Origin of the sequence: Cereibacter sphaeroides 2.4.1, assembly GCF_000012905.2 — a bacterium.
GTDB classification, from domain to species: domain Bacteria; phylum Pseudomonadota; class Alphaproteobacteria; order Rhodobacterales; family Rhodobacteraceae; genus Cereibacter_A; species Cereibacter_A sphaeroides.
Window position 1 is genome coordinate 3,112,132 of sequence record NC_007493.2, and the last position, 24,069, is coordinate 3,136,200.

The 24,069-nt window shown below is 70.0% G+C and carries 14 protein-coding genes; 10 read left to right on the forward strand and 4 right to left on the reverse strand.

The window, feature by feature from the left end; translation table 11 throughout:
* Positions 1 to 43: 43 nt before the first annotated feature.
* The 4 genes from dnaN (at position 44) to gyrB (ending at position 5,267) form a co-directional block, all read left to right on the forward strand.
* The gene (gene dnaN / locus RSP_RS15105) at positions 44 to 1,162 is read left to right on the forward strand and encodes a DNA polymerase III subunit beta (RefSeq protein ID WP_011338892.1); all 1,119 of its coding nucleotides are present in this window, start codon (positions 44 to 46) and stop codon (positions 1,160 to 1,162) included.
* 67 nt (positions 1,163 to 1,229) lie between these two features.
* Positions 1,230 to 2,321: a DNA replication/repair protein RecF gene (gene recF, locus RSP_RS15110; RefSeq protein WP_017140012.1), complete on the forward strand. Its 1,092-nt coding sequence runs from the start codon at positions 1,230 to 1,232 to the stop codon at positions 2,319 to 2,321.
* Positions 2,318 to 2,740, forward strand: coding sequence for a VOC family protein (locus RSP_RS15115; protein WP_011338894.1), 423 nt, complete (start codon positions 2,318 to 2,320; stop codon positions 2,738 to 2,740). The genes recF and RSP_RS15115 overlap by 4 nt, the downstream gene beginning before the upstream one ends.
* 91 nt (positions 2,741 to 2,831) lie before the next feature.
* On the forward strand, positions 2,832 to 5,267 hold the full coding sequence (gene gyrB / locus RSP_RS15120) for a DNA topoisomerase (ATP-hydrolyzing) subunit B (protein WP_002721924.1): 2,436 nt from the start codon (positions 2,832 to 2,834) through the stop codon (positions 5,265 to 5,267).
* On the opposite strand, the gene RSP_RS15125 is transcribed toward gyrB, so the two are convergent.
* The gene (locus RSP_RS15125) at positions 5,224 to 6,513 is read right to left on the reverse strand and encodes a DUF2254 domain-containing protein (protein WP_011338895.1); all 1,290 of its coding nucleotides are present in this window, start codon (positions 6,511 to 6,513) and stop codon (positions 5,224 to 5,226) included. The genes gyrB and RSP_RS15125 overlap by 44 nt on opposite strands.
* 89 nt (positions 6,514 to 6,602) lie before the next feature.
* Here RSP_RS15125 and zapE point away from each other — a divergent pair, with 89 nt between their 5' ends.
* Positions 6,603 to 7,679, forward strand: a complete 1,077-nt coding sequence (gene zapE, locus RSP_RS15130; RefSeq protein ID WP_011338896.1) for a cell division protein ZapE — start codon at positions 6,603 to 6,605, stop codon at positions 7,677 to 7,679.
* 207 nt (positions 7,680 to 7,886) lie between these two features.
* On the opposite strand, the gene serB is transcribed toward zapE, so the two are convergent.
* Positions 7,887 to 8,762 (reverse strand): phosphoserine phosphatase SerB, encoded by an 876-nt coding sequence (gene serB, locus RSP_RS15135; RefSeq protein WP_011338897.1) that lies wholly within the window; start codon positions 8,760 to 8,762, stop codon positions 7,887 to 7,889.
* A gap of 139 nt (positions 8,763 to 8,901) precedes the next feature.
* Between serB and RSP_RS15140 the strand changes: the two genes are divergently transcribed.
* From RSP_RS15140 to RSP_RS15155, 4 genes are all read left to right on the forward strand, one after another.
* The gene (locus tag RSP_RS15140) at positions 8,902 to 10,059 is read left to right on the forward strand and encodes a phosphoserine transaminase (protein ID WP_011338898.1); all 1,158 of its coding nucleotides are present in this window, start codon (positions 8,902 to 8,904) and stop codon (positions 10,057 to 10,059) included.
* Between the two features lie 80 nt (positions 10,060 to 10,139).
* Positions 10,140 to 11,735 carry a phosphoglycerate dehydrogenase gene (gene serA, locus RSP_RS15145; RefSeq protein WP_002721933.1) on the forward strand — a complete coding sequence of 532 codons (1,596 nt, stop codon included), beginning with the start codon at positions 10,140 to 10,142 and terminating at the stop codon, positions 11,733 to 11,735.
* A 98-nt stretch (positions 11,736 to 11,833) separates the two neighbouring features.
* Entirely contained in the window at positions 11,834 to 12,565 is a 732-nt protein-coding gene (locus tag RSP_RS15150) for a metallophosphoesterase family protein (protein WP_011338900.1), read from the forward strand.
* A gap of 82 nt (positions 12,566 to 12,647) precedes the next feature.
* Positions 12,648 to 13,817 (forward strand): acetyl-CoA C-acyltransferase family protein, encoded by a 1,170-nt coding sequence (locus tag RSP_RS15155; protein ID WP_011338901.1) that lies wholly within the window; start codon positions 12,648 to 12,650, stop codon positions 13,815 to 13,817.
* 9 nt (positions 13,818 to 13,826) lie between these two features.
* On the opposite strand, the gene pbpC is transcribed toward RSP_RS15155, so the two are convergent.
* Both pbpC and RSP_RS15165 read right to left on the reverse strand, forming a co-directional pair.
* On the reverse strand, positions 13,827 to 15,851 hold the full coding sequence (gene pbpC, locus RSP_RS15160; protein ID WP_011338902.1) for a penicillin-binding protein 1C: 2,025 nt from the start codon (positions 15,849 to 15,851) through the stop codon (positions 13,827 to 13,829).
* Positions 15,848 to 21,274: an alpha-2-macroglobulin family protein gene (locus RSP_RS15165; RefSeq protein WP_011338903.1), complete on the reverse strand. Its 5,427-nt coding sequence runs from the start codon at positions 21,272 to 21,274 to the stop codon at positions 15,848 to 15,850. The genes pbpC and RSP_RS15165 overlap by 4 nt, the downstream gene beginning before the upstream one ends.
* A gap of 154 nt (positions 21,275 to 21,428) precedes the next feature.
* On the opposite strand from RSP_RS15165, the gene RSP_RS15170 reads away from it, so the two are divergent.
* Positions 21,429 to 23,978, forward strand: a complete 2,550-nt coding sequence (locus RSP_RS15170) for a hybrid sensor histidine kinase/response regulator (RefSeq protein WP_011338904.1) — start codon at positions 21,429 to 21,431, stop codon at positions 23,976 to 23,978.
* The last annotated feature ends 91 nt before the right edge of the window (positions 23,979 to 24,069 follow it).

Here is a 24,069-nt window from a genome sequence, read left to right on the forward strand (position 1 = left end):
AAACCGGGCAGTTTCGGCGTCCGCGTCAAGAAGGGGTGAGGGAATGAAGATCAGCATCGAGCGCGGGGCTCTGCTCAAGGCCGTGGGTCAGGCCCAGTCGGTCGTCGAGCGTCGAAACACGATTCCGATCCTCGCGAACGTCCTGATCGAGGCCGAAGGCGACACCGTGTCCTTCCGCGCGACAGACCTCGACATCGAAGTGGTGGACCGCACGCCCGCGGTGGTCGAGCGTGCGGGCGCCACCACCGTCTCGGCGGTCATGCTGCACGAGATCGTCCGCAAGCTGCCTGATGGCGCGCTTGTGGGCCTGTCCGAGGACCCGGCCTCGGGGCGGCTCACGGTGACGGCGGGCCGGTCGGTCTTCAGCCTCGCGACCCTGCCCAGGGAAGATTTTCCGGTGATGGCGAGCTCGGAATACAGCTCGACCTTCAAGGCGCCGGCCCCCGTGCTGCGGCGGCTGTTCGACAAGGCCAAATTCGCGATCTCGACCGAGGAGACACGCTATTACCTCAACGGCGTCTACATGCATGTGGCGACGGGCGAGGAGGGGTCGGTTCTGCGCTGCGTGGCGACCGACGGCCATCGGCTGGCGCGGATCGATGCGGCCCTGCCCGAGGGGGCGCAGGGTATGCCCGGGGTGATCGTGCCGCGCAAGACCGTGAACGAGCTGCGCAAGCTGCTGGACGATGACGAGGTGGAGATCGCAGTCTCGGTCTCGGAGACGAAGGTGCGCTTCGCCACCCCGCAGATCACCATGACCTCGAAGGTCATCGACGGGACCTTCCCCGATTACAGCCGCGTGATCCCGACCGCGAATGCGCGCCGGCTCGAGGTGGATGCCCAGGAATTTGCCAAGGCCGTGGACCGGGTGGCCACCGTCTCGTCGGAACGGTCGCGGGCGGTGAAGCTCTCGCTCGACGAGGACCGGCTGGTTCTGTCGGTCAATGCGCCCGACTCTGGCGCGGCCGAAGAGGAGCTGGCGGTGGCCTACGGCGACGAGCGGCTGGAGATCGGCTTCAACGCCAAATATCTCCTCGAGATCGCGAGCCAGGTGGACCGCGAGAATGCCGTCTTCCTGTTCAATTCCTCGGGCGATCCGACGCTGATGCGCGAAGGCAACGACATGTCGGCGGTCTATGTCGTGATGCCGATGCGCGTGTGACGAAGGGCGCGCGGGGGCGCTGCCCCCGCACCCCCGGGATATTTTCCCCAGAATGAAAGGAGAAGGGATGCGCGGGCTTGCCGTCACATCCCTCGCTCTCTCGCACTTCCGCTCGCATCGTGCGGCGCGGATGGGGTTCGACGGGCGGCCGGTGGCCTTCGTGGGGTCGAACGGAGCAGGCAAGACCAACCTGCTCGAGGCGATCTCGCTGCTTTCGCCGGGGCGGGGGTTGCGGCGCGCGGCGGCCGACGAGATCGCGCGGCGGCCCGAGGCGCTCGGCTGGAAGGTGGCGGCCGCGGTGACGGGCCTTCATTCCGGGCATGAGATCGAGACCTGGGCCGAGGGTGGCGGCGCTCGGCAGGTGCGGGTCGATGGCAAGGCCGCGACGCAGGTGATGCTCGGGCGGCTGCTGCGCATCGTCTGGCTGGTGCCTGCGATGGACCGGCTCTGGACCGAAGCCGCGGAGGGGCGGCGGCGCTTTCTGGACCGGGTGGCGATGAGTTTCGCGCCCCATCATGCCGAGGCGGTGCTCGATTACGAGAAGGCCATGCGCGAGCGGAACCGGCTCCTGAAGGAGCAGGTGGCCGATGCCCACTGGCATGGCGCGCTCGAGGGGCGGATGGCCGAGGCCGCGCGGGCGATCCGGGCGCACCGGGACGAGGCGGTGGCGCGTCTGATGGCGGCGCAGGGGGCGGCCGAGACGGCCTTTCCGAGGGCGATGCTGTCCGTGGCCTCGGACGATCCCGAGGATCTCGGCGCCGCCTGGGCCGAGGGGCGGCGGCGCGACATGGCCGCGGGGCGGACGCTGGTGGGGCCGCATCGCGCGGATCTGACGGCGATCTATGCAGCCAAGGACGTTCCTGCCGCGCAATGCTCGACGGGCGAGCAGAAGGCGCTTCTCATCTCGCTCATTCTTGCCAATGCCCGCGCGCTGGCCGAAGATCTGGGTGCGGCCCCCGTGCTGCTTCTGGATGAAGTGGCGGCCCATCTGGATGAAGGGCGGCGGGCGGCGCTTTTCGACGAGATCTGCGCGCTCGGCGCGCAGGCCTTCATGACCGGCACGGGGCCGGAACTGTTCACGGCGCTCGGCGACCGGGCGCAGCGGATCGAAGTGACGGAAGCCCAAGGGCTTTCGCAGACAAGGGACATCGGGCCATGACACCGCAGCGCATCACGCTCGTCACGCTGGGCGTCGCCGATCTGGCGGCGTCGGTTGCCTTCTACGAAAAGCTCGGCTGGAAGCAGCACCGGGCACAGGAGGGGGTGGCCTTCTTCCAGCTGCAGGGCTCGGCGCTGGCGCTGTTCGGGCGGGCGGACCTTGCGGCCGACCAGGGCCGGCCCGAGGCGGCGCTGGGGACGGGGGCCGTGACGCTCGCGCAGAATTTCCCGACCGAGGCCGAGGTGGATGCGGCCTTCGAGGCGGCGCTGGCGGCGGGCGCGACGGCGATCAAGCGGCCCGAGAAGGTGGTCTGGGGTGGCTATTCCGGCTATTGGGCCGATCCCGACGGCCATGTCTGGGAGATGGCCATGAACCCGGTCTGGCCGCTCGCCGAGGACGGGAGCCTGACCCTGCCCTGACGGGCGGCAGGCCGCTAAATCTTGGGCCTCGGGCGTGACATTCCCGGGTGGGACCGCTATAACTCGCGCGCAAAGCAAAGGGTTTGTCCGAATGGCCGAAGCTGCCCGCGTGCCGGAAGAGTATGGCGCCGATTCCATCAAGGTTCTCAAGGGGCTGGAAGCTGTCCGGAAACGTCCGGGCATGTATATCGGCGACACCGACGACGGCTCGGGCCTCCACCACATGGTCTATGAGGTGGTGGACAATGGGATCGACGAGGCTCTGGCCGGCCATGCGACGGCCGTGACGGTGAAGATCCACGCCGACAGCTCGGTCTCGGTGCGCGACAACGGCCGGGGAATTCCGGTCGACATGCATGCCTCCGAGGGCGTGTCGGCGGCCGAGGTCATCATGACCCAGCTCCATGCCGGGGGCAAATTCGACCAGAACAGCTACAAGGTCTCGGGCGGCCTGCATGGCGTGGGCGTCTCGGTGGTGAACGCGCTGTCGGACTGGCTCGAGCTGCGCATCTGGCGCAACGGGCGCGAGCATTTCGCCCGGTTCGAGAATGGCGAGACGGTCGAGCATCTGCGCGTCGTGCGCGATGCGCCGGGCGAGAAGGGCACCGAGGTGCGCTTTCTGGCCTCGGCCAAGACCAACCGGCCCGACGGGACCTTCTCGAACCTCGACTACAGCTTCAAGACGCTGGAGGCGCGGCTGCGCGAGCTGGCCTTCCTGAACTCGGGCGTCCGGATCCTGCTCGAGGACGAGCGTCCGGCCGAGCCCCTGCACAGCGAGCTCTTCTACGAGGGCGGCGTGCGCGAGTTCGTGCGCTACCTCGATCGGTCGAAGAGCCCGGTGATGCCCGAGCCCATCTTCATCACCGGCGAGCGCGGCGGCATCGGCGTCGAGGTCGCGATGTGGTGGAACGACAGCTATCACGAGACGGTGCTGCCCTTCACCAACAACATCCCCCAGCGCGACGGCGGCACCCACCTTGCGGGCTTCCGGGGGGCGCTGACGCGGACCATCACCAAATATGCGCAGGACAGCGGCATCGCCCGGCGCGAGAAGGTGGATTTCACCGGCGACGACGCGCGCGAAGGGTTGACCTGCGTTCTGTCGGTCAAGGTGCCGGATCCGAAATTCTCCAGCCAGACGAAGGACAAGCTGGTCTCCTCCGAGGTGCGGCCCGCGGTCGAGAACCTCGTGAACGAGAAGCTCGCCGAGTGGTTCGAGGAGAACCCCGCCATCGCCAAGTCCATCGTCGGCAAGATCGTCGAGGCGGCGCTGGCACGCGAGGCGGCGCGCAAGGCGCGCGAGATGACCCGGCGCAAGACCGCGATGGATGTGGCTTCGCTGCCCGGCAAGCTGGCCGACTGTCAGGAGAAGGACCCGGCGCTGTCCGAGCTCTTCATCGTCGAGGGCGACTCGGCCGGCGGCTCGGCCAAGCAGGGGCGCGCGCGGAAGAACCAGGCGGTGCTGCCGCTCCGGGGCAAGATCCTGAACGTGGAGCGGGCGCGGTTCGACCGGATGCTCTCCTCCGAGACGGTGGGCACGCTCATCACGGCGCTCGGCGCGGGCATCGGGCGGGACGAGTTCGACATCGCAAAGCTGCGCTACCACAAGATCATCATCATGACCGATGCGGACGTCGACGGCGCCCACATCCGGACGTTGCTCTTGACCTTCTTTTTCCGGCAGATGCCCGCGATCATCGAGGGGGGCTTCCTCTACATCGCGCAGCCGCCGCTCTACAAGGTCGCGCGCGGCAAGTCCGAGGTCTATCTCAAGGATCAGGCGGCGCTCGACGATTACCTGATCCACCAGGGGATCGAGGGCGCCATCCTGCGGCTGGCCACCGGCGAGGAGATCGCGGGGCAGGACCTTCTGCGCGTGATCGAAGGCGCACGCCAGTTCCGCCGGGTTCTGGACGGCTTCCCCACGCATTATCCGCGCAACATCCTCGAACAGGCGGCCCTGTCGGGGGCGTTCGATCCGGGCCGGGCCGATGACGACCTGCAGCTCGTGGCCGACCGCGTGGCCGAACGGCTGGATCTGACCGCTGCCGAATATGAGCGCGGATGGAAGGGCCGGATCACGCAGGATCACGGCATCCGCCTCTCGCGCGTCCTGCGCGGCGTGGAAGAGCTTCGCACCCTCGACGGGGCCGTGCTGCGCTCGGGTGAGGCCCGGCGGCTGTCGCAGGTCTCCGGCCAGACCCGCGATGTCTATGCGCCGGGCGCGCGGCTCGTCCGCAAGGACCGCGAGCAGCCGATCCACGGGCCGATCGCGCTGCTCAAGGCGGTGCTGGCCGAGGGCGAGAAGGGCCTGTCGCTCCAGCGCTACAAGGGTCTCGGCGAGATGAACCCGGAGCAGCTGTGGGAGACGACGCTCGATCCCGAGGCGCGAACTCTCCTGCAGGTGAAGGTGGACGATCTGGCCGAGGCCGACGACATCTTCACCAAGCTCATGGGCGACGTGGTCGAGCCGCGGCGCGAGTTCATCCAGCAGAACGCGCTGAACGTGGAGAATCTGGACACCTGAAGCCGAGCCGGGCCGCCTCGGCCCGGAGCCGGTCGAGGTCCCGATCGAATGTCAGTGCCTGTTCGGCGCGCAGCAGCGTCTCCTCCGAGAGCGCGCGCGCCGGATGTCCGAACAGCTGCGGTGCGCAGGTGGAGAGGGCGGCCAGCGCCCGCTGCAGGCGGATCTGCACCTCGAGCTGGCCGGCCCCGTCGCGGGCGATCCAGCGGAACGCGTCTTCCAGCACATCCTCCGGCGAGAGGCGGCCCACATGCAGCCGCCTGTGGCGCACCTCGCCCTTGGCCTTCTCCAGCGCCTTCGCCCAGTCGGCCAGCACGCGGGACGAGGTGCCGATCACGTCGATGGCCGTGCCGGGATCGTTGACCCCCGGCGAGAGCGCGCGCGAGGCGGTTTCCGACAGCACGATCATCGCGAAGCGCGGATCGGCCTCGAAGGTGCGCTGGCCGCCGATCACGAAACAGGCGCGCGCCAGTGCGACCTGTTCCGTATCCAGCCTCTGTCCCGCCAGCAGGAGCGGCCGGTTCGGATCCGCATAGGCGCCCGGCCGCGCCGCCACATAGAGGTCGATCTCCCACTCGTCGGCGAGGCGGGCGAGCTCGGCGACATTGATCGCCTGAACGAATCCCATCCGGTCGGGCAGCACGGCGGACCGGCCCTCGGGCAGCTCGGTCATCGGCACGCCGCCAAGCCAGGGCTCAGCCGCATCCGCCGCGAAGGCGCGATCGGCCGCTTGCTCGACGAGGTCGATGACCTCGGAGACGTCGCCGAGGTTCGAGAGCCTTCCGACCCAGCGGATGAGCGCCACGATGACGGCCATGATGACGGCGCAGGTCACGAGGAACAGGATGACCTTCGCCTCATCGCCGTAGTAGTTCGTCGAGAGCCCGACCAGACCCACGATCCCGTAGATGAAGCCGCCCAGAAAGGTCGAGATTGCATTCTGCGCCGTGCGGTCCTCGGTCAGAAGCGGTCGCGCCCGCGGCGTGGCCGCGCCCGCCGCCGCCTGAAGCGACGAGGCCATGATGCCCAGCGAGAAGATCGAGACCGCCAGCAGCGAATTCGACAGCACGTCGAGCAGGTCATAGACCCCGTCGAGCCCGATCAGACTGTTGACGTCCGACGGCAGCATCCGACCCGCCAGCGGCGCGGTCGACAGCACGAGCAGCGCGATGACGGCATAGAGGGCGGGAGTGAACCACAGGGTCCGCCGGATGCGGGACCACAGGATGCGCAAGCGGATGGGACTCATGAACGAACTCTCCAATGTGATCGGGAACGCGACCCGTCTCGGCGCGGTTCCGCCCTTTTCCGCGCGGCGGGGGCGGTCTATGAGGGCCCATGCGCAAATCCCTGACTGACATCTACGAAGCCCGCGTCGATGCGGAAGAGCTGCGGGCCGACCCCGCGCAACATGCGGTGCTCGAGGATCTGGAGGGGATCCGTCAGTGGCTCGAGGCCCACCCCGAGCGCAAGCGCGGCCTCTTCGGCCTCTTTGCCGCCAAGGAGGAGCCGCCGAAGGGCCTCTATCTCTGGGGCGGCGTCGGCCGCGGCAAGTCGATGATCATGGATCTCTTCACCGAGGCGGTGGAGATCCCGATGAAGCGACGCGTGCATTTCCATGCCTTCATGCAGGAGGTGCAGCAGGGGATGCACGAGGCCCGCAAGAAGGGCGTCGAGGATGCCCTCCAGCCGGTCGCCGACAGCGTGGCGGGGCAGGTGCGGCTGCTGGCCTTCGACGAGATGCAGATCACCGACATCACCGACGCGATGGTGGTGGGGCGGCTGTTCCAGAAGCTGTTCGAGCAGGGCGTGGTGATCGTGACCACCTCGAACCGGCCGCCCGAGGGGCTGTACGAGAACGGGCTCAACCGCGAGGTCTTCCTGCCCTTCATCGACCTCCTGCGCGAGCGGATGACGGTGATCGAGCTGGAAAGCCCGACCGACTACCGCCAGCACAGGCTGCAGGGGGCGCAGGTCTTCTTCCATCCGGCGCGCAAGGCCGAGCAGGCGATCGCGCGGATCTGGTCCGACCTGACGGGCGGCGACCGGGGCCATCCGATGCGGCTGCCGGTGAACGGACGGACGGTCGAGATTCCGCGCTTCGCGAATGGCGTGGGCCGCGCGACCTTCTGGGGTCTCTGCGCCCGCCCGCTGGGACCTGCCGATTTCCTCGCCATCGCCGAGGCCTGCCGGGTGCTGATCCTCGAGGACATTCCCCGGCTCTCGGCGGAAAACTACAATGAGGCCAAGCGGTTCGTGACCCTGATCGACGCGCTCTACGAGGCGCGGGTCCGGCTGATCGCCTCGGCCGCGGACGAGCCCGAGCGGCTCTATATCGAAGGCGAAGGGTCGTTCGAATTCGAGCGGACGGCCAGCCGCCTGCGCGAGATGCAATCTGCCGACTGGGCGAACTGAGCGGGGACGGCACCCGCTCAGGCCGCGCTGTCGGGCCGGCCCTGTCGCGGTAGGGCGGGACCGGTATGACCGAACATCAACGAAGGCGTGGGATGGATCGCTCCCGGCAACCCAAGGCCGGGTGCGCGCCAGAGGGCGACCCCGGCTGAGGGCTGCAAACCTGCTGTCCCTCCGGTCTTGGACCTTGCGTCCGCCTGCCCGCCGGGCTCAGGCGCGGATCTCGTCCTCAGCGTAGCCCTGCACGAAGAGCAGCGCGGTCAGGTCGCCGTGGTTGATGCGGATATCGCATTCGGCGGCCACCACCGGCTTGGCGTGCAGCGCCACGCCCGCGTCCGCGCGCTTCAGCATCCCAAGGTCGTTCGCGCCGTCGCCCACCGCCATGGCTTCCGCAACCTCAATCCCCAGCCGGGCGCAGATCTCCTCCAGCGCCGCGAGCTTGGCCTCGCGCCCGAGGATCGGCTCGGCCACCGTGCCGATCAGCGCACCCTCGGCCACATGGAGGACGTTCGCGCGGTGCTCGTCGAAGCCGAGACCCGCCGCCACCTTCTCGGTGAAGGCGGTGAAGCCGCCCGAGACCAGCGCCGCGCGCGCGCCATGGGCCTTCATCGTCTGCACCAGTGCCCGCCCGCCCGGCATGTACTGGATCCGCGTCTCGAACACCCGGTCGATCACCGAGGCGGAGAGGCCCTTCAGAAGCCCCACCCGCTCGCGCAGCGCCGACTCGAAGTTCAGCTCGCCATTCATCGCCCGCCGGGTGATGCCTGCGACATATTCGCCGACGCCCGCCTCGTCGGCCAGCTCGTCGATACATTCCTGCCGGATCATCGTCGAATCCATGTCCGCCAGAAGCAGCTTCTTGCGCCGCCCTCCGGCCGGGACGACCGCGAGATCGACCTTCAGCGCCTGCAGATCCTCCCAGACCTGCCAGCGGTTCGAAGGCATTGCAGCGACGGGAAATTCCGCCGCCACCCCCGGTTGCAGCCAGCGCGCGTCGCCGCCGCCCCAGGCATTGCGGAGCGACTCGACGGTGGTTCGCTCGAGCCCCGGCGCGGCCGGGTCGGTCATGAGGACGGCAACGAACATCGCACTCTCCCAAGGTCGCTTTTTCAAGATCGAGCGCCGCTCTAGGACAATTCTTTTCCTTGCGCCAGAGCCTGCCGGGGCGTAATGGCGACAGCGGGACACCTCTCCCCAACGAGAGGCATCTATCTGGAAGGATACCATGTCTGATCTGCAGACCCCGGCCGCGCGGCCGGCCAATCCGCGCTTCTCTTCCGGCCCCTGTGCCAAGATTCCCGCCTATTCGCTGGACCTTCTGTCGGACGCGCCGCTGGGCCGCTCGCACCGTGCCGCCGTCGGCAAGGCCAAGCTGAAAGAGGCGATCGACCTCACCCGCGAGATCCTCGGCGTGCCGGAAGGCTACCGCATCGGCATCGTCCCCGGTTCGGATACCGGCGCGGTCGAGATGGCGATGTGGTCGCTGCTGGGCGCGCGCCCCGTCGAGATGCTGGCCTGGGAAAGCTTCGGCGAAGGCTGGGTCACCGACGCGGTGAAGCAGCTGAAGCTGGATGCGACCGTGCGCAAGGCGGCCTATGGCGAGATCGTCGATCTGGCGCAGGTCGATTTCACCCGCGACGTGGTCTTCACCTGGAACGGCACCACCAGCGGAGTGCGCCTGCCCAACGGCGATGCGATCCCGGCCGACCGCGAAGGTCTCACCATCTGCGACGCGACCTCGGCGGCCTTCGCCATGGACCTGCCCTGGGACAAGCTCGATGTCGTGACCTTCTCCTGGCAGAAGGTGCTGGGCGGCGAGGGCGGCCACGGGATGCTGATCCTCAGCCCCCGCGCGGTCGAGCGGCTGGAAAGCTATACGCCCGCCTGGCCGATGCCGAAGATCTTCCGCATGACCAAGGGCGGCAAGCTGATCGAGGGCATCTTCCAGGGCGAGACGATCAACACGCCCTCGATGCTCGCGGTCGAGGATTACCTCGTCTCGCTTAAGTGGGCGCAACGGATCGGCGGGCTCAAGGCGCTGGTCGCCCGCGCGGAAGCGAACTCGAAGGTCGTGGCCGATTTCGTCGCGGCGCATGACTGGATCGCGAACCTCGCCGTCGATCCCGCGACCGCCTCGACCACCTCGGTCTGCCTGAAGTTCACCGATCCGCGCATCGCGGACGGTGCGGCCTTCGCCAAGGCGGTGGCCAAGCGGCTCGAGAAGGAGGGCGTGGCCCTCGACGTCGGCGCCTATCGCGATGCGCCCGCGGGCCTCAGGATCTGGTGCGGCTCGACCGTCGAGACGGCCGATGTTGCGGCGCTGATGCCCTGGATCGAATGGGCCTTCGAGGCCGAGATCGCGGCGCTCGCCAAGGCCGCCTGAGCCTTACGCTCTCTGACCACCGCTTCGGGGCGGGGCACCTCTGCCCCGTCCGCTGATCCCCTACCGACAGGATGCCCGACATGGCCCCCCGCGTTCTCGTTTCCGACGAACTCTCCGAAACCGCCGTCCAGATCTTCCGCGACCGTGGCGTCGAGGTCGACTACATGCCGAAACTCGGCAAGGACAAGGAAAAGCTGGCCGAGATCATCGGCCAGTACGACGGCCTCGCGATCCGTTCGGCCACCAAGGTGACCGAGAAGCTGCTCGAGCAGGCCACCAACCTCAAGGTCATCGGCCGCGCCGGCATCGGGGTCGACAACGTCGATATCCCGGCCGCCTCGCGCAAGGGCGTGATCGTGATGAACACGCCCTTCGGCAACTCGATCACCACCGCCGAACATGCCATCGCGATGATGTTCGCCTGCGCCCGGCAGCTGCCCGAGGCCAATGCCTCGACCCATGCCGGCAAGTGGGAGAAGTCGCGCTTCATGGGGGTCGAGCTCTTCAACAAGACGCTCGGCGTGATCGGCGCGGGCAACATCGGCGGCATCGTCTGCGACCGGGCGCTGGGGCTCTCGATGAAGGTCGTGGCCTACGATCCCTTCCTGTCGGAAGAGCGCGCCAAGGCGCTCGGCGTGACCAAGGTCGAGCTCGACGACCTGCTGGCGCGCGCCGATTTCATCACGCTCCATGTGCCGCTGACCGACAAGACCCGCAACATCCTGTCGGCCGAAGCTATCGCCAAGACCAAGAAGGGCGTGCGGATCATCAACTGCGCCCGCGGCGGTCTGGTGGACGAGAAGGCGCTGGCCGAGGCGATCAAGTCGGGCCATGTGGCCGGCGCTGCCTTCGACGTGTTCGAGGTCGAGCCCGCCTCCGAAAGCCCGCTCTTCAACCTGCCGAACGTGGTCGTGACGCCGCACCTCGGCGCCTCCACGACGGAAGCGCAGGAGAATGTGGCGCTTCAGGTGGCCGAGCAGATGTCCGACTATCTGCTGACGGGCGCGGTGCAGAACGCGCTCAACATGCCGTCGGTCACGGCGGAAGAGGCCGCGGTCATGGGCCCGTGGGTCAAGCTCGCCGGCCATCTCGGCGCCTTCGTGGGCCAGATGACGGACGAGCCGATCAAGGCGATCAACGTGCTCTATGACGGGGCCGTGGGCGAAATGAACCTCGCCGCACTGAACTGCGCCACCATCGCGGGCATCATGAAGGCCACCAACCCGGACGTGAACCTCGTCTCGGCTCCGGTCGTGGCCAAGGAGCGCGGGATCCAGATCTCGACCACCACGCAGGCCAAGTCGGGCGCCTTCGATGCCTACATCAAGCTGACGGTCGTGACCGACAAGCGCGAGCGGTCGGTGGCGGGCACCTGCTTCTCGGACGGCAAGCCGCGCTTCATCCAGATCAAGGGCATCAACATCGACGCCGAAGTCGGCCGCCACATGCTCTACACCACGAACGAGGACGTGCCGGGCATCATCGGCCTCCTCGGCATGACCATGGGCAAGAACGGCGTCAACATCGCGAACTTCACCCTCGGCCGGACCTCGGTCGGGCAGGAGGCCATCGCGATCCTCTACCTCGATCAGGCAATCGATCCGAAGGTGGTGGAGACGCTCGAATCGACCGGCCTCTTCCAGCAGGTGAAGCCGCTCGAATTCGACGTGGCCTGACACTTCCTTCGGCTGCCCTTCCGGTTTCCGGCCGGGGCGCATAAGGTGCGGAGGTCCGGCGCGGCCGGGCCTCCTTGTCATTTTCCGGAAGGACCGAGATGCGAAGCTACGCCATCGGCGACATCCACGGGCACCTGTCGCTCCTGCAGGAGATCCACGGCCGGATCGCCGCAGACCGCGCGCGGACCGGGGACGACGAGGCGCCTGTCGTGCATATCGGCGATCTGGTCGACCGCGGCCCCGACAGCCGCGGTGTCGTGGAATATCTGCGGCAGGGGATCGAGCAGGGCGAGAACTGGGTGGTGCTGAAGGGCAACCACGACCGGATGTTCGCAGGCTTCCTGCGCGACCCGGCCCATCAGGATCCGGGCCTGCGCGGCGACCTCTCGTGGCTCCATCCGCGGCTGGGCGGCGGGCCGACGCTCGAATCCTACGGCGTTGCCCATGCCGCCGACCGTCCCGTGGCCATCGTCCACCGCGAGGCCGTTGCGCTGGTTCCGGCCGAGCATGTGGCCTTCATCGAGGCGCTGCCCGCAGTCTACCGCCGCGACGAGGCGCTTTTCGTCCATGCGGGCATCCGCCCGGGCGTGCCGCTCGCCGAGCAGATCGAAGACGATCTCGTCTGGATCCGCGAGCCCTTCCTGTCCGATCCGCGCGATCATGGCATGCTCGTCGTCCATGGCCATACGGCCATCGATGCCGTGACGCATTACGGCAACCGGTTGAACCTCGACAGCGGCGCGGCCTATGGCGGGCCGCTCTCGGCCGTGGTGATCGAGGGGCGCTCGGTCTGGCAGCTGGGCCCCGAGGGGCGCCGCCCCATCGCCTGATTTCCCTGTCCGACGTAACGTCACCGGCGCGGTCGCCGGATCGGCGGCTATGGTGCGGCCATCCAGAGAGAAAGGCCGCGCCATGTCCGACATCCTCGTCCTCTCCGCCGTCCGCACCGCCATCGGCGGCTTCGGCGGCGCGCTCGCCGCGGTCCCGCCGGGCGATCTCGCCACCACCGTCACCCGTGCCGCGCTGGAGCGCGCAGGCGTGGAGCCCGGCCGCGTGGGGCATGTGGTCTTCGGCCATGTCATCAACACCGAACCGCGCGACATGTATCTCTCGCGCGTGGCGGCGATGCAGGCGGGTATCCCGTCGGAGGTGCCGGCGATGAACGTGAACCGGCTCTGCGGCTCGGGCGTGCAGGCCGTCGTCTCGGCCATGCAGGCGCTGATGCTGGGCGATGCCGAGGTGGCGCTGGCGGGCGGCGCGGAATCGATGAGCCGCGCGCCCTATGCGCTGACGACGGCGCGGTGGGGCCAGAAGATGGGCGACACGCGCGCGCTCGACATGATGACGGGGGCGCTCAACTGCCCCTTCGGCACCGGCCACATGGGCATCACCGCCGAGATCGTGGCCGAGCGCCACGGCATCAGCCGCGAGGATCAGGACGCGTTCGCGCTGGAAAGCCAGACCCGCACCGCCCGCGCGCAGGAGGAGGGCCGCTTCGACGGCCAGATCGTTCCGGTCGAGATCGCCTCGCGGAAGGGGCCGGTCTCCTTCTCCCGCGACGAACATCCCAAGGCCACCACCCTCGAGGCGCTCGCGGGGCTGCGTCCCGCCTTCCAGAAAGGCGGCACGGTGACCGCAGGCAATGCGAGCGGGATCAACGACGGGGCCGGGGCGCTGATCCTCGCGCGCGAGGGGGCCGTGCCCGACGCGCGTCCGCTCGGCCGGCTGATCGGCTATGCCCATGCGGGCGTCGATCCCGAGGTGATGGGGCTGGGGCCGATCCCGGCGGTAAAGGCGCTCTGCGCGCGCACCGGCCTCTCGGTCGCGGATTTCGACGTGATCGAGTCGAACGAGGCCTTCGCGGCACAGGCGCTGGCCGTGGCGCGCGCGCTCGATTTCGATCCGGCCAGGGTGAACCCGAACGGCGGCGCCATCGCGCTCGGCCATCCGGTCGGCGCCACCGGGGCGATCATCACGGTGAAGGCGCTCCACGAGCTGCACCGGACGGGCGGGCGCCGGGCCCTCGTCACCATGTGCATCGGCGGCGGGCAGGGGATCGCGCTGGCGCTCGAGCGGGTCTGAGCCTCTGCTCTAGCGCAGTCGCACCGCGGTCCGGGCAGAGCGGCCGTCCGCGTCGATCACCGAAAGGGTGAGGAACCCCGCCGGCAGGTCGAGCAGCGTCTCGCGCCCGCCGAGCGAGACCGCGACCGGCGCCCCGTTCGCGAGCCAGGTGAAGGGGGCGGTCCCGCCCTCGACCTTCACCTTCAGCCCGCCGCGCAGCCGCTCGACCTCGGCCCCGTCGGGCGGGAAGGCCACCTGCGGCCCGCCCACGGTCTGGAAGGCCGCCAGCCGCGAGCGGAACCGGCGGAGCGGCTGCGGCAGCTCGGCATTGCTCACGGTCAGGGCCGCGCGCGGCGGGGGCGGCAGCGGATCCAGCGCGGGCTTCAGCCGGGCGAAGGTGCGGAACAGCACCGGCGCCGCGAGATCGGCGCCGAAGACCCCCGGCACCGGGGTGCCGTCGGCCCGCCCGAGCCAGATCCCCACCACATGCTGTCCGTCGAACCCCACCGCCCAGGCGTCGCGGTGGCCGTAGCTGGTGCCGGTCTTGTAGGCCAGCCGGTTCGCCGGCGCGCCGGGCGGCGGCGCCATGCCCGACAGGATGTCCGCCACCTGCCAGGCCGAAACCTCGGACATCAGCCGCCGCCCCGGCGCGCCCTCGCCCTCGACATGGAGCGGCAGCACCACCCCGCCGCGGGCGAGCGCCGCATAGAGCTGGACCATGTCGGAGAGCGTGACGCCCACGCCTCCCAGCGCCACGGCGAGGCCCGGCTGCCCGCCCGGCAGCACCGGCTTCACCCCCGCCTGCTCCAGCGCGGACAGAAGCCGCGCCGGCCCCAGCGCATCGGTCAGCGCGACTGCGGGCAGGTTCAGCGACATCTGCAACGCCTCGCGCGCGCGGATCTCGCCGCGGAAGATCCGGTCGAAGTTCTGCGGCCGGTAGCCCGCGAAATCCATCGGCCGGTCGTCGAGCAGCGTCTCGGGATGGGCGAGCCCCTCGTCGAAGGCAAGCCCGTAGATCAGGGGCTTGAGAAGCGAGCCCGGGCTGCGCAGCGCCACCGTCATGTCGAGGAACCCCTGCCGCCGGTCGGCGCGATAGGCCGCCGATCCGACCGAGGCCAGGATCTCGCCCGAGCGGTGATCGGCCACCAGCATCGCCACCTGAAGCCGCTCGCCCCGCGCCTCGACCGTCTCGGCGGCCAGCGCCTCGAGCCGTTTCTGCAGGGCCGCGTCGAGCGTCAGCCGGTGCGTCTGGCGCAGCGGATCGGCCTTCGCCACCCGGTCGGCCAGATGCGGTGCCACAGCGGGGAAGGGCTTGCGCGCCCGCGGCACCGGCTCCCGCAGGGCAGCCTCGGCGCGGTCGGACTCGATCACCTCCGCCCGGACGGCGCGGGCGAGGACGCGGGCCCGCGCGGCCTCGGCCCGCTCGGGGTGGCGGTCGGGCCGCCGTCCCTCGGGCGATTGCGGGATGGCGACCAGAAGCGCCGCCTCGGCCGCGGTCAGCCGGGCGGGCTCCTTGCCGAGGTAGGAGATCGACGCCGCCCGGATCCCCTCGAGGTTGCCGCCATAGGGCGCCAGACGGAGGTAGAGCGACAGGATCTCCTCCTTCGAAAGCCGCCGCTCCAGCGCCAGCGCCACCCGCATCTGGCGCAGCTTGCCCGCCACCCGGCCCGTGCCGCTTTCTTCGAGGAGCCGCGCGACCTGCATGGTGAGGGTCGAGCCGCCCGATACCACCTGCCCGTAGCGCAGCGCCTGCAGCACCGCCCGCGTCAGCGCCAGCGGATCGATGCCGCCGTGGTCGTAGAAGCGGCCGTCCTCGTAGGCCACGAGCATCTTCAGGAACAGCGGATCGACCGGCCCCGGCTCCAGCCGCCAGCGGCCGTCGGCGACGGTATAGGCGCGCAGCAGCGTGCCGTCGCGCGCCTCGACCTCGACCGAGGTCTGCAGCGCCAGAGGCGGCATCGCTGTCGCGGCGATGAAGCCCTCGACCCCGTCGCGGGCGGCGGCGGCGAGGAACAGCCCCGCCGCCGCCGCGAACAGCCACCGCGCCCGGATCATGGGGTGACGGTGACGCGGCCCGCCTCGGTCCAGGCGCGGAACTCGGGCCGATACATGTCCTCGACCGAGGCCGCCGGATGGTGGAACGTGCCCGGCGAGACGGCGCGCACGATATAGGCCAGCCGGAAGGCCTCGCCGTCATAGCGGTCGAGGGCGGCGAGGAAGCGGTCCTGCCGGAACTCGGCATGGGCCACATTCTCGACCGGGGAGAGCCAGTCGAGCGCATCGACCTGCCCGCCCCGCATCAGGTTCGGGTTGTCGATCTCGAAGCCCGCGGGCAGCGGGTCGTTGACCATGAGCCGCCCCTCGCCATTGCCGAAGGGCGTCACCTCCAGCACCGCGACCAGCCGGGTGCCCGCAGCGACCGAGCCCGGATCGGCGGCCTCGCCCTCCATCGTGTAGTAGCTCCGCGCGATGGCATAGCCGTTGCCGCCCGCGGACTCGGGCTCGGAGGGCACGCCGGTGGTGGTCACGGTCAGCACCTGCGGCCCGCCCGAATTGGTGACCGCCACCGCCGGATCGCCGTCGCGCAGCAGCCGGACGAGCGGCCCGGTCGCGGGGGTGCCGTCGATGGCGATCCCTTCGAGCTCCGGCCGGTCGATCAGCGCGTTCGTGGCCAGCAGCGTCCAGACCGCCTCCTGTGTGGAGAGCGTGCCGGTGCGCGCGGCGAGCGAGGTCGTCACCGCCTCGCGGTCCACCGCCTGCGAGCCTGCCTCGGCCGCGAGCGTCAGCACGGTCGCCGCATCGCGGTAGGCGGTGCCGTAGTCGGCGCGGAACACCTGCTGCGACTGGGCCACGAGCGACCCGTTCAGCCGCGCGGCCGCCTTGCGGAACATCGCATCCGCCCGCTGCTGATCGCCGTAACTGGCCAGCGCCGCCCCGAGCTGGGCCTGCGCCGCGGGGGTGGAGAAGGCATCCGCCTTGACGTCCGCATAGTAGCGCAGGTCGCCGATGGCGGCCGCCCCCTCGCGCGCGAGAACCATCAGCGCATAGGCCAGCGCCTCGCCGCCCTCGTCGAAGTCGGCCGAGTAGTTCACCTGGTTGCGGAGGTTGTCGAGCGCCCGGCGCAGCGCCAGCTCCGGCACCTTGTGCCCCTGCGCCTTCGCCCGCGACAGGAAGTCGGTGACATAGGCATCGAGCCAGAAGTCGCCCGACTGCGCCTGCCAGAGGCCGAAGGCCCCCTCGGCGGTCTGGTTGGTCAGCACCTCGTCGATGGCCTGCCCGATCCGCACCGACATGTCCTCGGTGCCGGGCAGGTCGAGCGCCCGGGCCACGCTGCTCAGATAGAGGAGCGGCAGCGCCCGCGACGTGATCTGCTCGGTGCAGCCGTAGGGATAGCGGTCGAGGCTCGCCAGCAGCCCCGCCGTATCGAGCCGCGCAATCGGGCCGATGGCCATGGTTGCGCGCCCCGTGCCGGGCACGAAGCCCGCGAACAGGTTGTCGTCCAGCGTGAAGGTCTGGCCGCCCTCCAGCGTCAGCCGGTCGCGCCGCGCGATCTCGGGGTCGTTCACCTCTACCGGCACGACGAGCCGCTTGGTCAGCTGCTTGCCGTCCGGCGTGGTGAGCGAGACCTCGATCTCCTGCAGGCCCGTCCGGCCGGCCGAGACCGGCACCTCGATCCGGGCGCGGCCTTTCTCGGCCAGATCGAGGCCCGAGGGCACCGATCCGACCGTCAGGCCCGGCGAGGAGACATCGAGGCTCACCCGGCCGGCGGGGCCGGTCGCATGGGCGATATCGAGCAGCAGGCGGCTCTCGTCGCCGGGCGCGAGGAAGCGCGGCAGGCTCGCCGTCACAACGACCGGATCGCGCACCAGCACGTCCTGCTCGGCATGTCCCACGCCGGTCTTCGACCAGACGACCGCCATCACCCGCACCGTGCCGTTGAAGGCGGGCAGATCGAAGGTGGCGCGGGCGAGACCGTCGGGCCCCACCTCGACGGGGCCCGAGAAGAAGGCCACCAGCTCTTCCGTGGGAGGCGGGGCCTGCGTCTGCGCCCGCCCGCCGTCGCCGCCCGAGCGCACCGAGCCCTGCGCGCCGTTCATCCCGTCGATCAGCCGCCCGTAGAGGTCGCGGATGCCGACGCCGAGTTTCCTCTGCCCGAAGTAATGGTCCTCCGGGTCGGGCGTCTCGAAGCCGGTGAGGTTCAGGATCCCCACATCGACCGCGGCGAGGGTGGCATAGGCCGTCTCGCCCGGAGCCGTGCCCTCGACCTTCACCGCGACCTCCATCGGGCCACGCGGCGCGGCCTCGGGCGCGGTCTCGATGCGGGTCGCGAGCTTCTTCTCGCCCGGATCGATGGCGGCATGGGCGAGGCCCAGCGCCCGGGTCGGGTTGCGCCCTGCCGCCACATCCATCGGCCGCAGGAGCGTGGCCGTCACATAGACGCCCGTCCCCCACTCGTCCGTCACCGGCAGCTCGACCAGCGTTTCGCCCTCGCCGACCTCGACCGCCTTCATCGCGATCAGCCGGTTCGAGAGCACGGTGACCAGCGCCTTGCCGGGTGCGCGCGGCACGATGCGCAGCTGTGCCGTCTCGCCGGGCCGGTAAGCGGGCTTGTCGAGCGACAGCTCCAGCGTGTCGGGCGTGGCGGTCACGTCGGCGGGCGCATACCAGCCGGCGTAGAAGCTCGTCGAGCTGGCGGCCTGGCGCCCATCGCTGCGCTCGACCACGAGTTCATACTGGCCCCAGTCCACCGGCGCCCCGATCTCGACCGGAGACGTGCCGAGCTCCGCCTCGCCCTCGGCCACCGGGGTCCGGGTCTCGACCGGCTCCCAGGCCCAGTTGCCCCATTGCTGATACCATTGATAGTCGGTCTCGATCCGGTTCAGCGTCCAGCGCACAGACATCGGCACGGGCGTCTCCTCGGGGCCCACGCCCACCAGCGCGAAGCGCGCGTCGGTGCCCTGCGCCGCCACCCCGTCGAACAGCGGGCGGATGCCGATCATCGGCTCGGCCGGGCGCAGGCGGCGGGTGATCGTCCGCTCCACGGGCCGCCCCGATCCTTCCGAGACACGGGTCGCAACGAGGATCTCGAGCGGGCGCGCCGGATCCTCGACCTGCGGCAGATCGAGGGCGAAGCGCGCCTGACCGGCCTCGTCGGTGCGCTGGCCGCCGAACGAGGCGACCTGCGGATCGAAGCTCGCCGTCGAGCGGCCGAAGACATAGCCCGGAAACTTCGGCAGCCCCTCGGCCGCGCGCAGCAGCACCTCGCCCTCGATGGCGAGATCCGCCCCCGGCGCGCCATAGAGGAAGTTCGCCTCGACCGTCAGTTCGGGCAAGTCGCCGAGCGCGATGGGCGCCTCGGGCAGGCTCGCCGTCACGTCGATCCGTTCGGGCAGGAAATCCTCGACCAGCACGGTCTTCGCGGCGAGCGGCGCCGCCTCGAGATCGGCCAGCACCTCGAGCCGCCAGACCCCCCGGGGCGCCGAGCCCGCGAGCGGCAGATCGAACACATGGCCGCCCGCCCCGGTGCCCGAGGCCAGCGCGCGGGAATATTCCACCCCGTCGGGCCGCTTCAGGATCGCGGTCAGCGGCAGCCCCTCGATGGCCGCGGCCTCGCCGTCGCGGGCCAGCGCGAGGGCATGGATCGTCTCGCCCGCGCGATAGGCGCCGCGCTCGGTCGCAAGGAACACATCCACCGGCGGGGCGGGTTCGTGCCCCTCCACGCCCCGGTCGGACAGGTCGAACTCCGGATCGGTGAGCGACAGGAACGCGATGTCCGCCTCGCCCTCCTTCACCACCACCAAAGCGGGCTCGGCCGCCCCGGTGCCGCGCGTGAGGCCCGCATCGAAGGCGGCGAGGCCCTGATCGTCCGTCGTGGCCGTGCCCAGCACCGCATTCGCGCGCGACAGAAGCTCGACCGTGACGCCGGCCTTGGGCTCGGCCGATCCGAGGCTCCGCACGAAGACATGCAGCCCGTCCGTCCCCGACAGCGTCGTCACGCCGAGGTCGGAGATCACGAACCACTGCCAGGCGGCCGGATGTTCGTAGACATCCTGCCCCGGGATCGCGGCCTTCAGCGCATAGATGCCCGCGGGCAGGCCCCGCAGCGGCTCCTCCATCGGCAGGCGGGTGGTCATGTCGCGGTTGACCTCCATCGCCACCTCGCCGGTGCCGGTCCAGATCTCTTCGCCCACCTCGGAGGTGAACTGGTCGGCCTGCCACTGATCGAGCGGGCGGCCGAGGTAATCCTGCTGGATCGCCCGCAACAGGTTGCGGTCAGACACCCGGTAGACCGCCAGATCGAGCGTCCTCGCGTTCACCGTCTCGACCGGGATCGCCGGCGCGCCGGCGCGCGGCAGCACATAGGCCCGGCTCGGGAAGCGCACCGAGGGCGAGCGGTCGCGGACATAGGCCGCGATCTGCACCGACTTGGCGAGCGTCTGGCCGTCGGCCGCGGGCAGCCCCTCGCGGAAGGTCAGCACATGGCGCGCCCCGTGTGCCACGCCGCCCACGCAGATCCGCCGGTCCTCGGCTTCGACCGTCAGCCCCGGCTCTCCGAGCTGCACATAGCTTGCGTAATCGATGCCGCTGTCGGCCAGCTTCTCCGAGAAGGTCACGCAGATCCGCGGCCGCACCCGGTCGGCCTCGACCGCATTCTCGGTGATGCGGAAGCCGTATTTCCCTGCCGCCGTGTCGAGCAGCCGGGCCGTGTCGTCGCGCGGCTGGATCGACTGGGCGAGGCGCAGCGCCTGCACCATGTCGCGCCCGCGGTCGATCGTCTCGGCCGAAAGCGCGAGTTCGACCAGCGCCGTGTGGCGCAGCGCGGGCGAGCCCGCGCGCAGATAGCCGTTGATCGCCGCCCGGAAGGCGCGGTCGCGCAACGTGTCGCGGGACGAGCTGTCCGCCTCGCCCGCCGCCCGCAGACGGCGCGCATAGTCGATCCAGCTCTCGGCCCGGTCCGAGGCGCTGACCGCCGCGCCGGTGAAGTTCGCCGCCGCAATCCGGTCGCCCTGCGCCTCGGCGCGGGCCGCGCTCTGGAGATGCTCCTCGGCCGTGTAGCCGTTCACCGTATGCTCGTGGCCGAGCCCTGCCGCCTGCTCCTTCGCGCGCGTGAGATCATAGTCCGACAGGAAGGCCAGATCCGAGGCGCGGGCGCGGGCCGTCTCCTGCCGTGCGGGATCCTCCGGCACCACCACGCCCGAGATCGCCCCCTGATAGGGTGCGGCATCGCCCGAAGTGGATTTCGGGAAGCACGAGCCGTTGCGCCCGTTGAAGGTGAAGGCGGTGCAGCCCGTCCGCGACAGGCAGGCGCGCTCGCAGCCGTCGAGCGTCGTGTCGAGGAGGGTCGCCATGTCGCTGCCCGGCAGGTCGGTATCCGCGCTCAGGACGACGCGGCGGTCGGGCAGCCAGTCCTGCGCGGCCGCGGTGAGCGGCAGCATCAGACCGAGCATCAGGACCGGCAGCAGGTGACGGATGCGCATGGGAAACTCCTCCGGAAGTCTTCGGCGGATGCTGTCACCGGGCTGCCGGAGAGGCAAGGATTCTCGGGGCGTTTCTGCGCCCAAGGCCGCTCGCGCTTAAGAAGAGATTCATTCTGCGGCCGCAGGATGCGGCAGGTCTAGGCGGGGCGGACGGATGGACATCGAGCAGAAGCTGGCCAAGGAGCGGCGGGCGCGGCTGGCTGCCGAACGGCTGCTGGAATACAAGCAGCGCGAGCTTTTTGCCGCCAACGAGAAGCTCGCGATCCACGCCCGCGCGCTGTCGGATCAGATCATCGAGCAGCGCGCCGTGGTCAAGACAGCCCTCTCCGAGGCCGAGAAGCTGAAGGGGCAGAACAGCCGCTTCCTCTCCGAACTCGAACGCGCCCACACCGCCGCCGTCATGGCCGAGCGGCGGCTGTGGGATTCGATCGACGCGATCGAGGACGGGTTCGCCGTCTTCGACGCCGGTCAGCGCCTCGTGGCCGCGAACGAGGCCTACCGCTGCCATTTCGAGGGGCTCGAGGTGCGGCCGGGCATGGCGCTGGCCGACCTCCTGCAGCTGGCCACCACCCATGGGCTGATCGACCTGCGCGGCGAGCCCGCCGATCACTGGCGGCAGCGCATGATCCGCCGCTGGGACGAGGATCCGGTCGAGCCCGAGATCGTGCGCCGCTGCACCGGCCAATGGCTGCGGCTGGTGAACCGGCGCGCGCGCGACGGCGACATGGTGAGCCTTCTCATCGACATCACCGAGCAGATGCGGCTCCGCGCGGCCATCGACGCGATCCCCGACGGATTCGTCCTCTTCGACCGGGCCGAGCGGCTGGTGCTCTGCAACGACCGCTATCGCGCGATCTATCCCCGTTCCGCCGAGGCGCTGCGGCCCGGCGCCCCGTTCGAGGAGATCCTGCGGCACGGGCTCGCGCACGGTCAGTTCCCGGAAGCCGCGGGCCGCGAGGAGGAGTGGCTGGCCGACCGCCTCGCGGCCTTCCGTCACCTCGGCGGCGCGGCCGAGCAGCAGCTCGACGACGGGCGCTGGCTGCGGGTGATCGAGCACGAGACCCCCGATGGCGGCCGCGTGGGCCTCGGCGTCGACATCACCGAGCTGAAGCGCCAGCAGGCCGCGCTCGAATCCGCCCGCGCCGCCGCCGAGGCCGCCAGCCGGGCGAAGTCCGCCTTCCTCGCCAACATGAGCCACGAGATCCGCACGCCCATGAACGGGATCGTGGGCATGGCGGACCTCCTCTGCGAGACCGTGCTGACCGAGGATCAGCGCCTCTTTTCCGAGACCATCCGGTCGTCGGGCGAGGCGCTTCTCGTCATCATCAACGACATCCTCGACTATTCGAAGATCGAGGCGAACCGGCTGACGCTGCACCCCGAGCCCTTCGATCTCGAACGGACCATCCACGAGGTCGCCATGCTGCTCCAGCCCAAGGCGCGGGCCAAGGGGATCGACCTGCTCATCGACTTCGACCTGTTCCTGCCCACGCGCTTCGTGGGCGACCCGGGGCGGCTGCGACAGGTGCTGACGAACCTGATCGGCAATGCGGTCAAGTTCACGGCCGCCGGCCATGTGCTGATCCGTGTCGTGGGCCTCGAGGTCGCGCCGGGGCGGCACGACCTGCGCGTGACGGTCGAGGATACCGGGATCGGGATCGCGCCCGAGCATCTCGACCATGTGTTCGGCGAGTTCAACCAGATCGAGGCCGAGGCCACCCGCCGCTTCGAGGGCACCGGCCTCGGCCTCGCCATCACCCGCCGCCTGATCGAGCTGATGCAGGGGGCGGTCTGGGTCGAGAGCGAGCCGGGGCGCGGCTCCTGTTTCGGCTTCCGCCTGACGCTGCCCGCCGCCGATGACGAGGCCGCCCCGCCGGTGCCGATCGAGGTGCGCCGCGCGCTGGTGGTGGATGGCCAGTTCATCAACCGCACCATTCTCGAACGCCAGCTTGCCCCTTGCGGCATCTCGGTCACGCTCTGCCGCTCGGGGATCGAGGCTCTGGCCGAACTGTCGGCGGATGCGGGCTATGACCTCCTTCTGACCGATCACGAGATGCCCGACCTCGACGGGCTTGCGCTGGCCCAAAGGGTGCGTGCGGGCGGCTTCTCCATGCCGATCCTTCTTCTGACCTCGAACCCGTCCGCCGTGCGCGATCATCCGGCCGAGGCGCTGCTGGCCGGAGTGCTGCAGAAGCCGCTCCTGCGCTCTGATCTCTACCGGCGCCTCCAGTCTTTGACCGCGCCCCCCGCCGCGCCGGACCGGCCGCCGCCCGTGCCGGTGCCGGCGCTCCGGCGGATGCGGGTGCTGGCCGCCGAGGACAACCGCACCAACCAGCTCGTCTTCGGCAAGATGGTGCGAGACCTCGACATCGACCTCACCTTCGCCGACAACGGCCGCGAGGCGGTGGAGCTTTATGATCGCATCCGGCCCGATCTCGTCTTCATGGATATCTCGATGCCGGAAATGGATGGGCGTGCGGCCGCGCGCGCCATCCGCGCCCGTGAGCGTGGGGGCACCCATGTGCCCATCGTGGCACTGACGGCCCACGCGCTCGAGAGCGACGCCCGGGCCAGTGCCGCCGCAGGTATCGACCGGACGCTCACCAAGCCCCTGCGCCGGGCCATGATCCTCGAAACGCTGGCGGCCTTCTGTCCGGCAGGCACCCGGCCCATCCAGCCCGCCTTGGTCGAGGGGCCGGACTGAGGCTTCGGCCTCGCCCGGGCGGGCGACATGTAGGCAAGGCGGCCGAAAGATTGAGGCGGCACCGCGGCATCTGCGGGGATCGCGATCCATG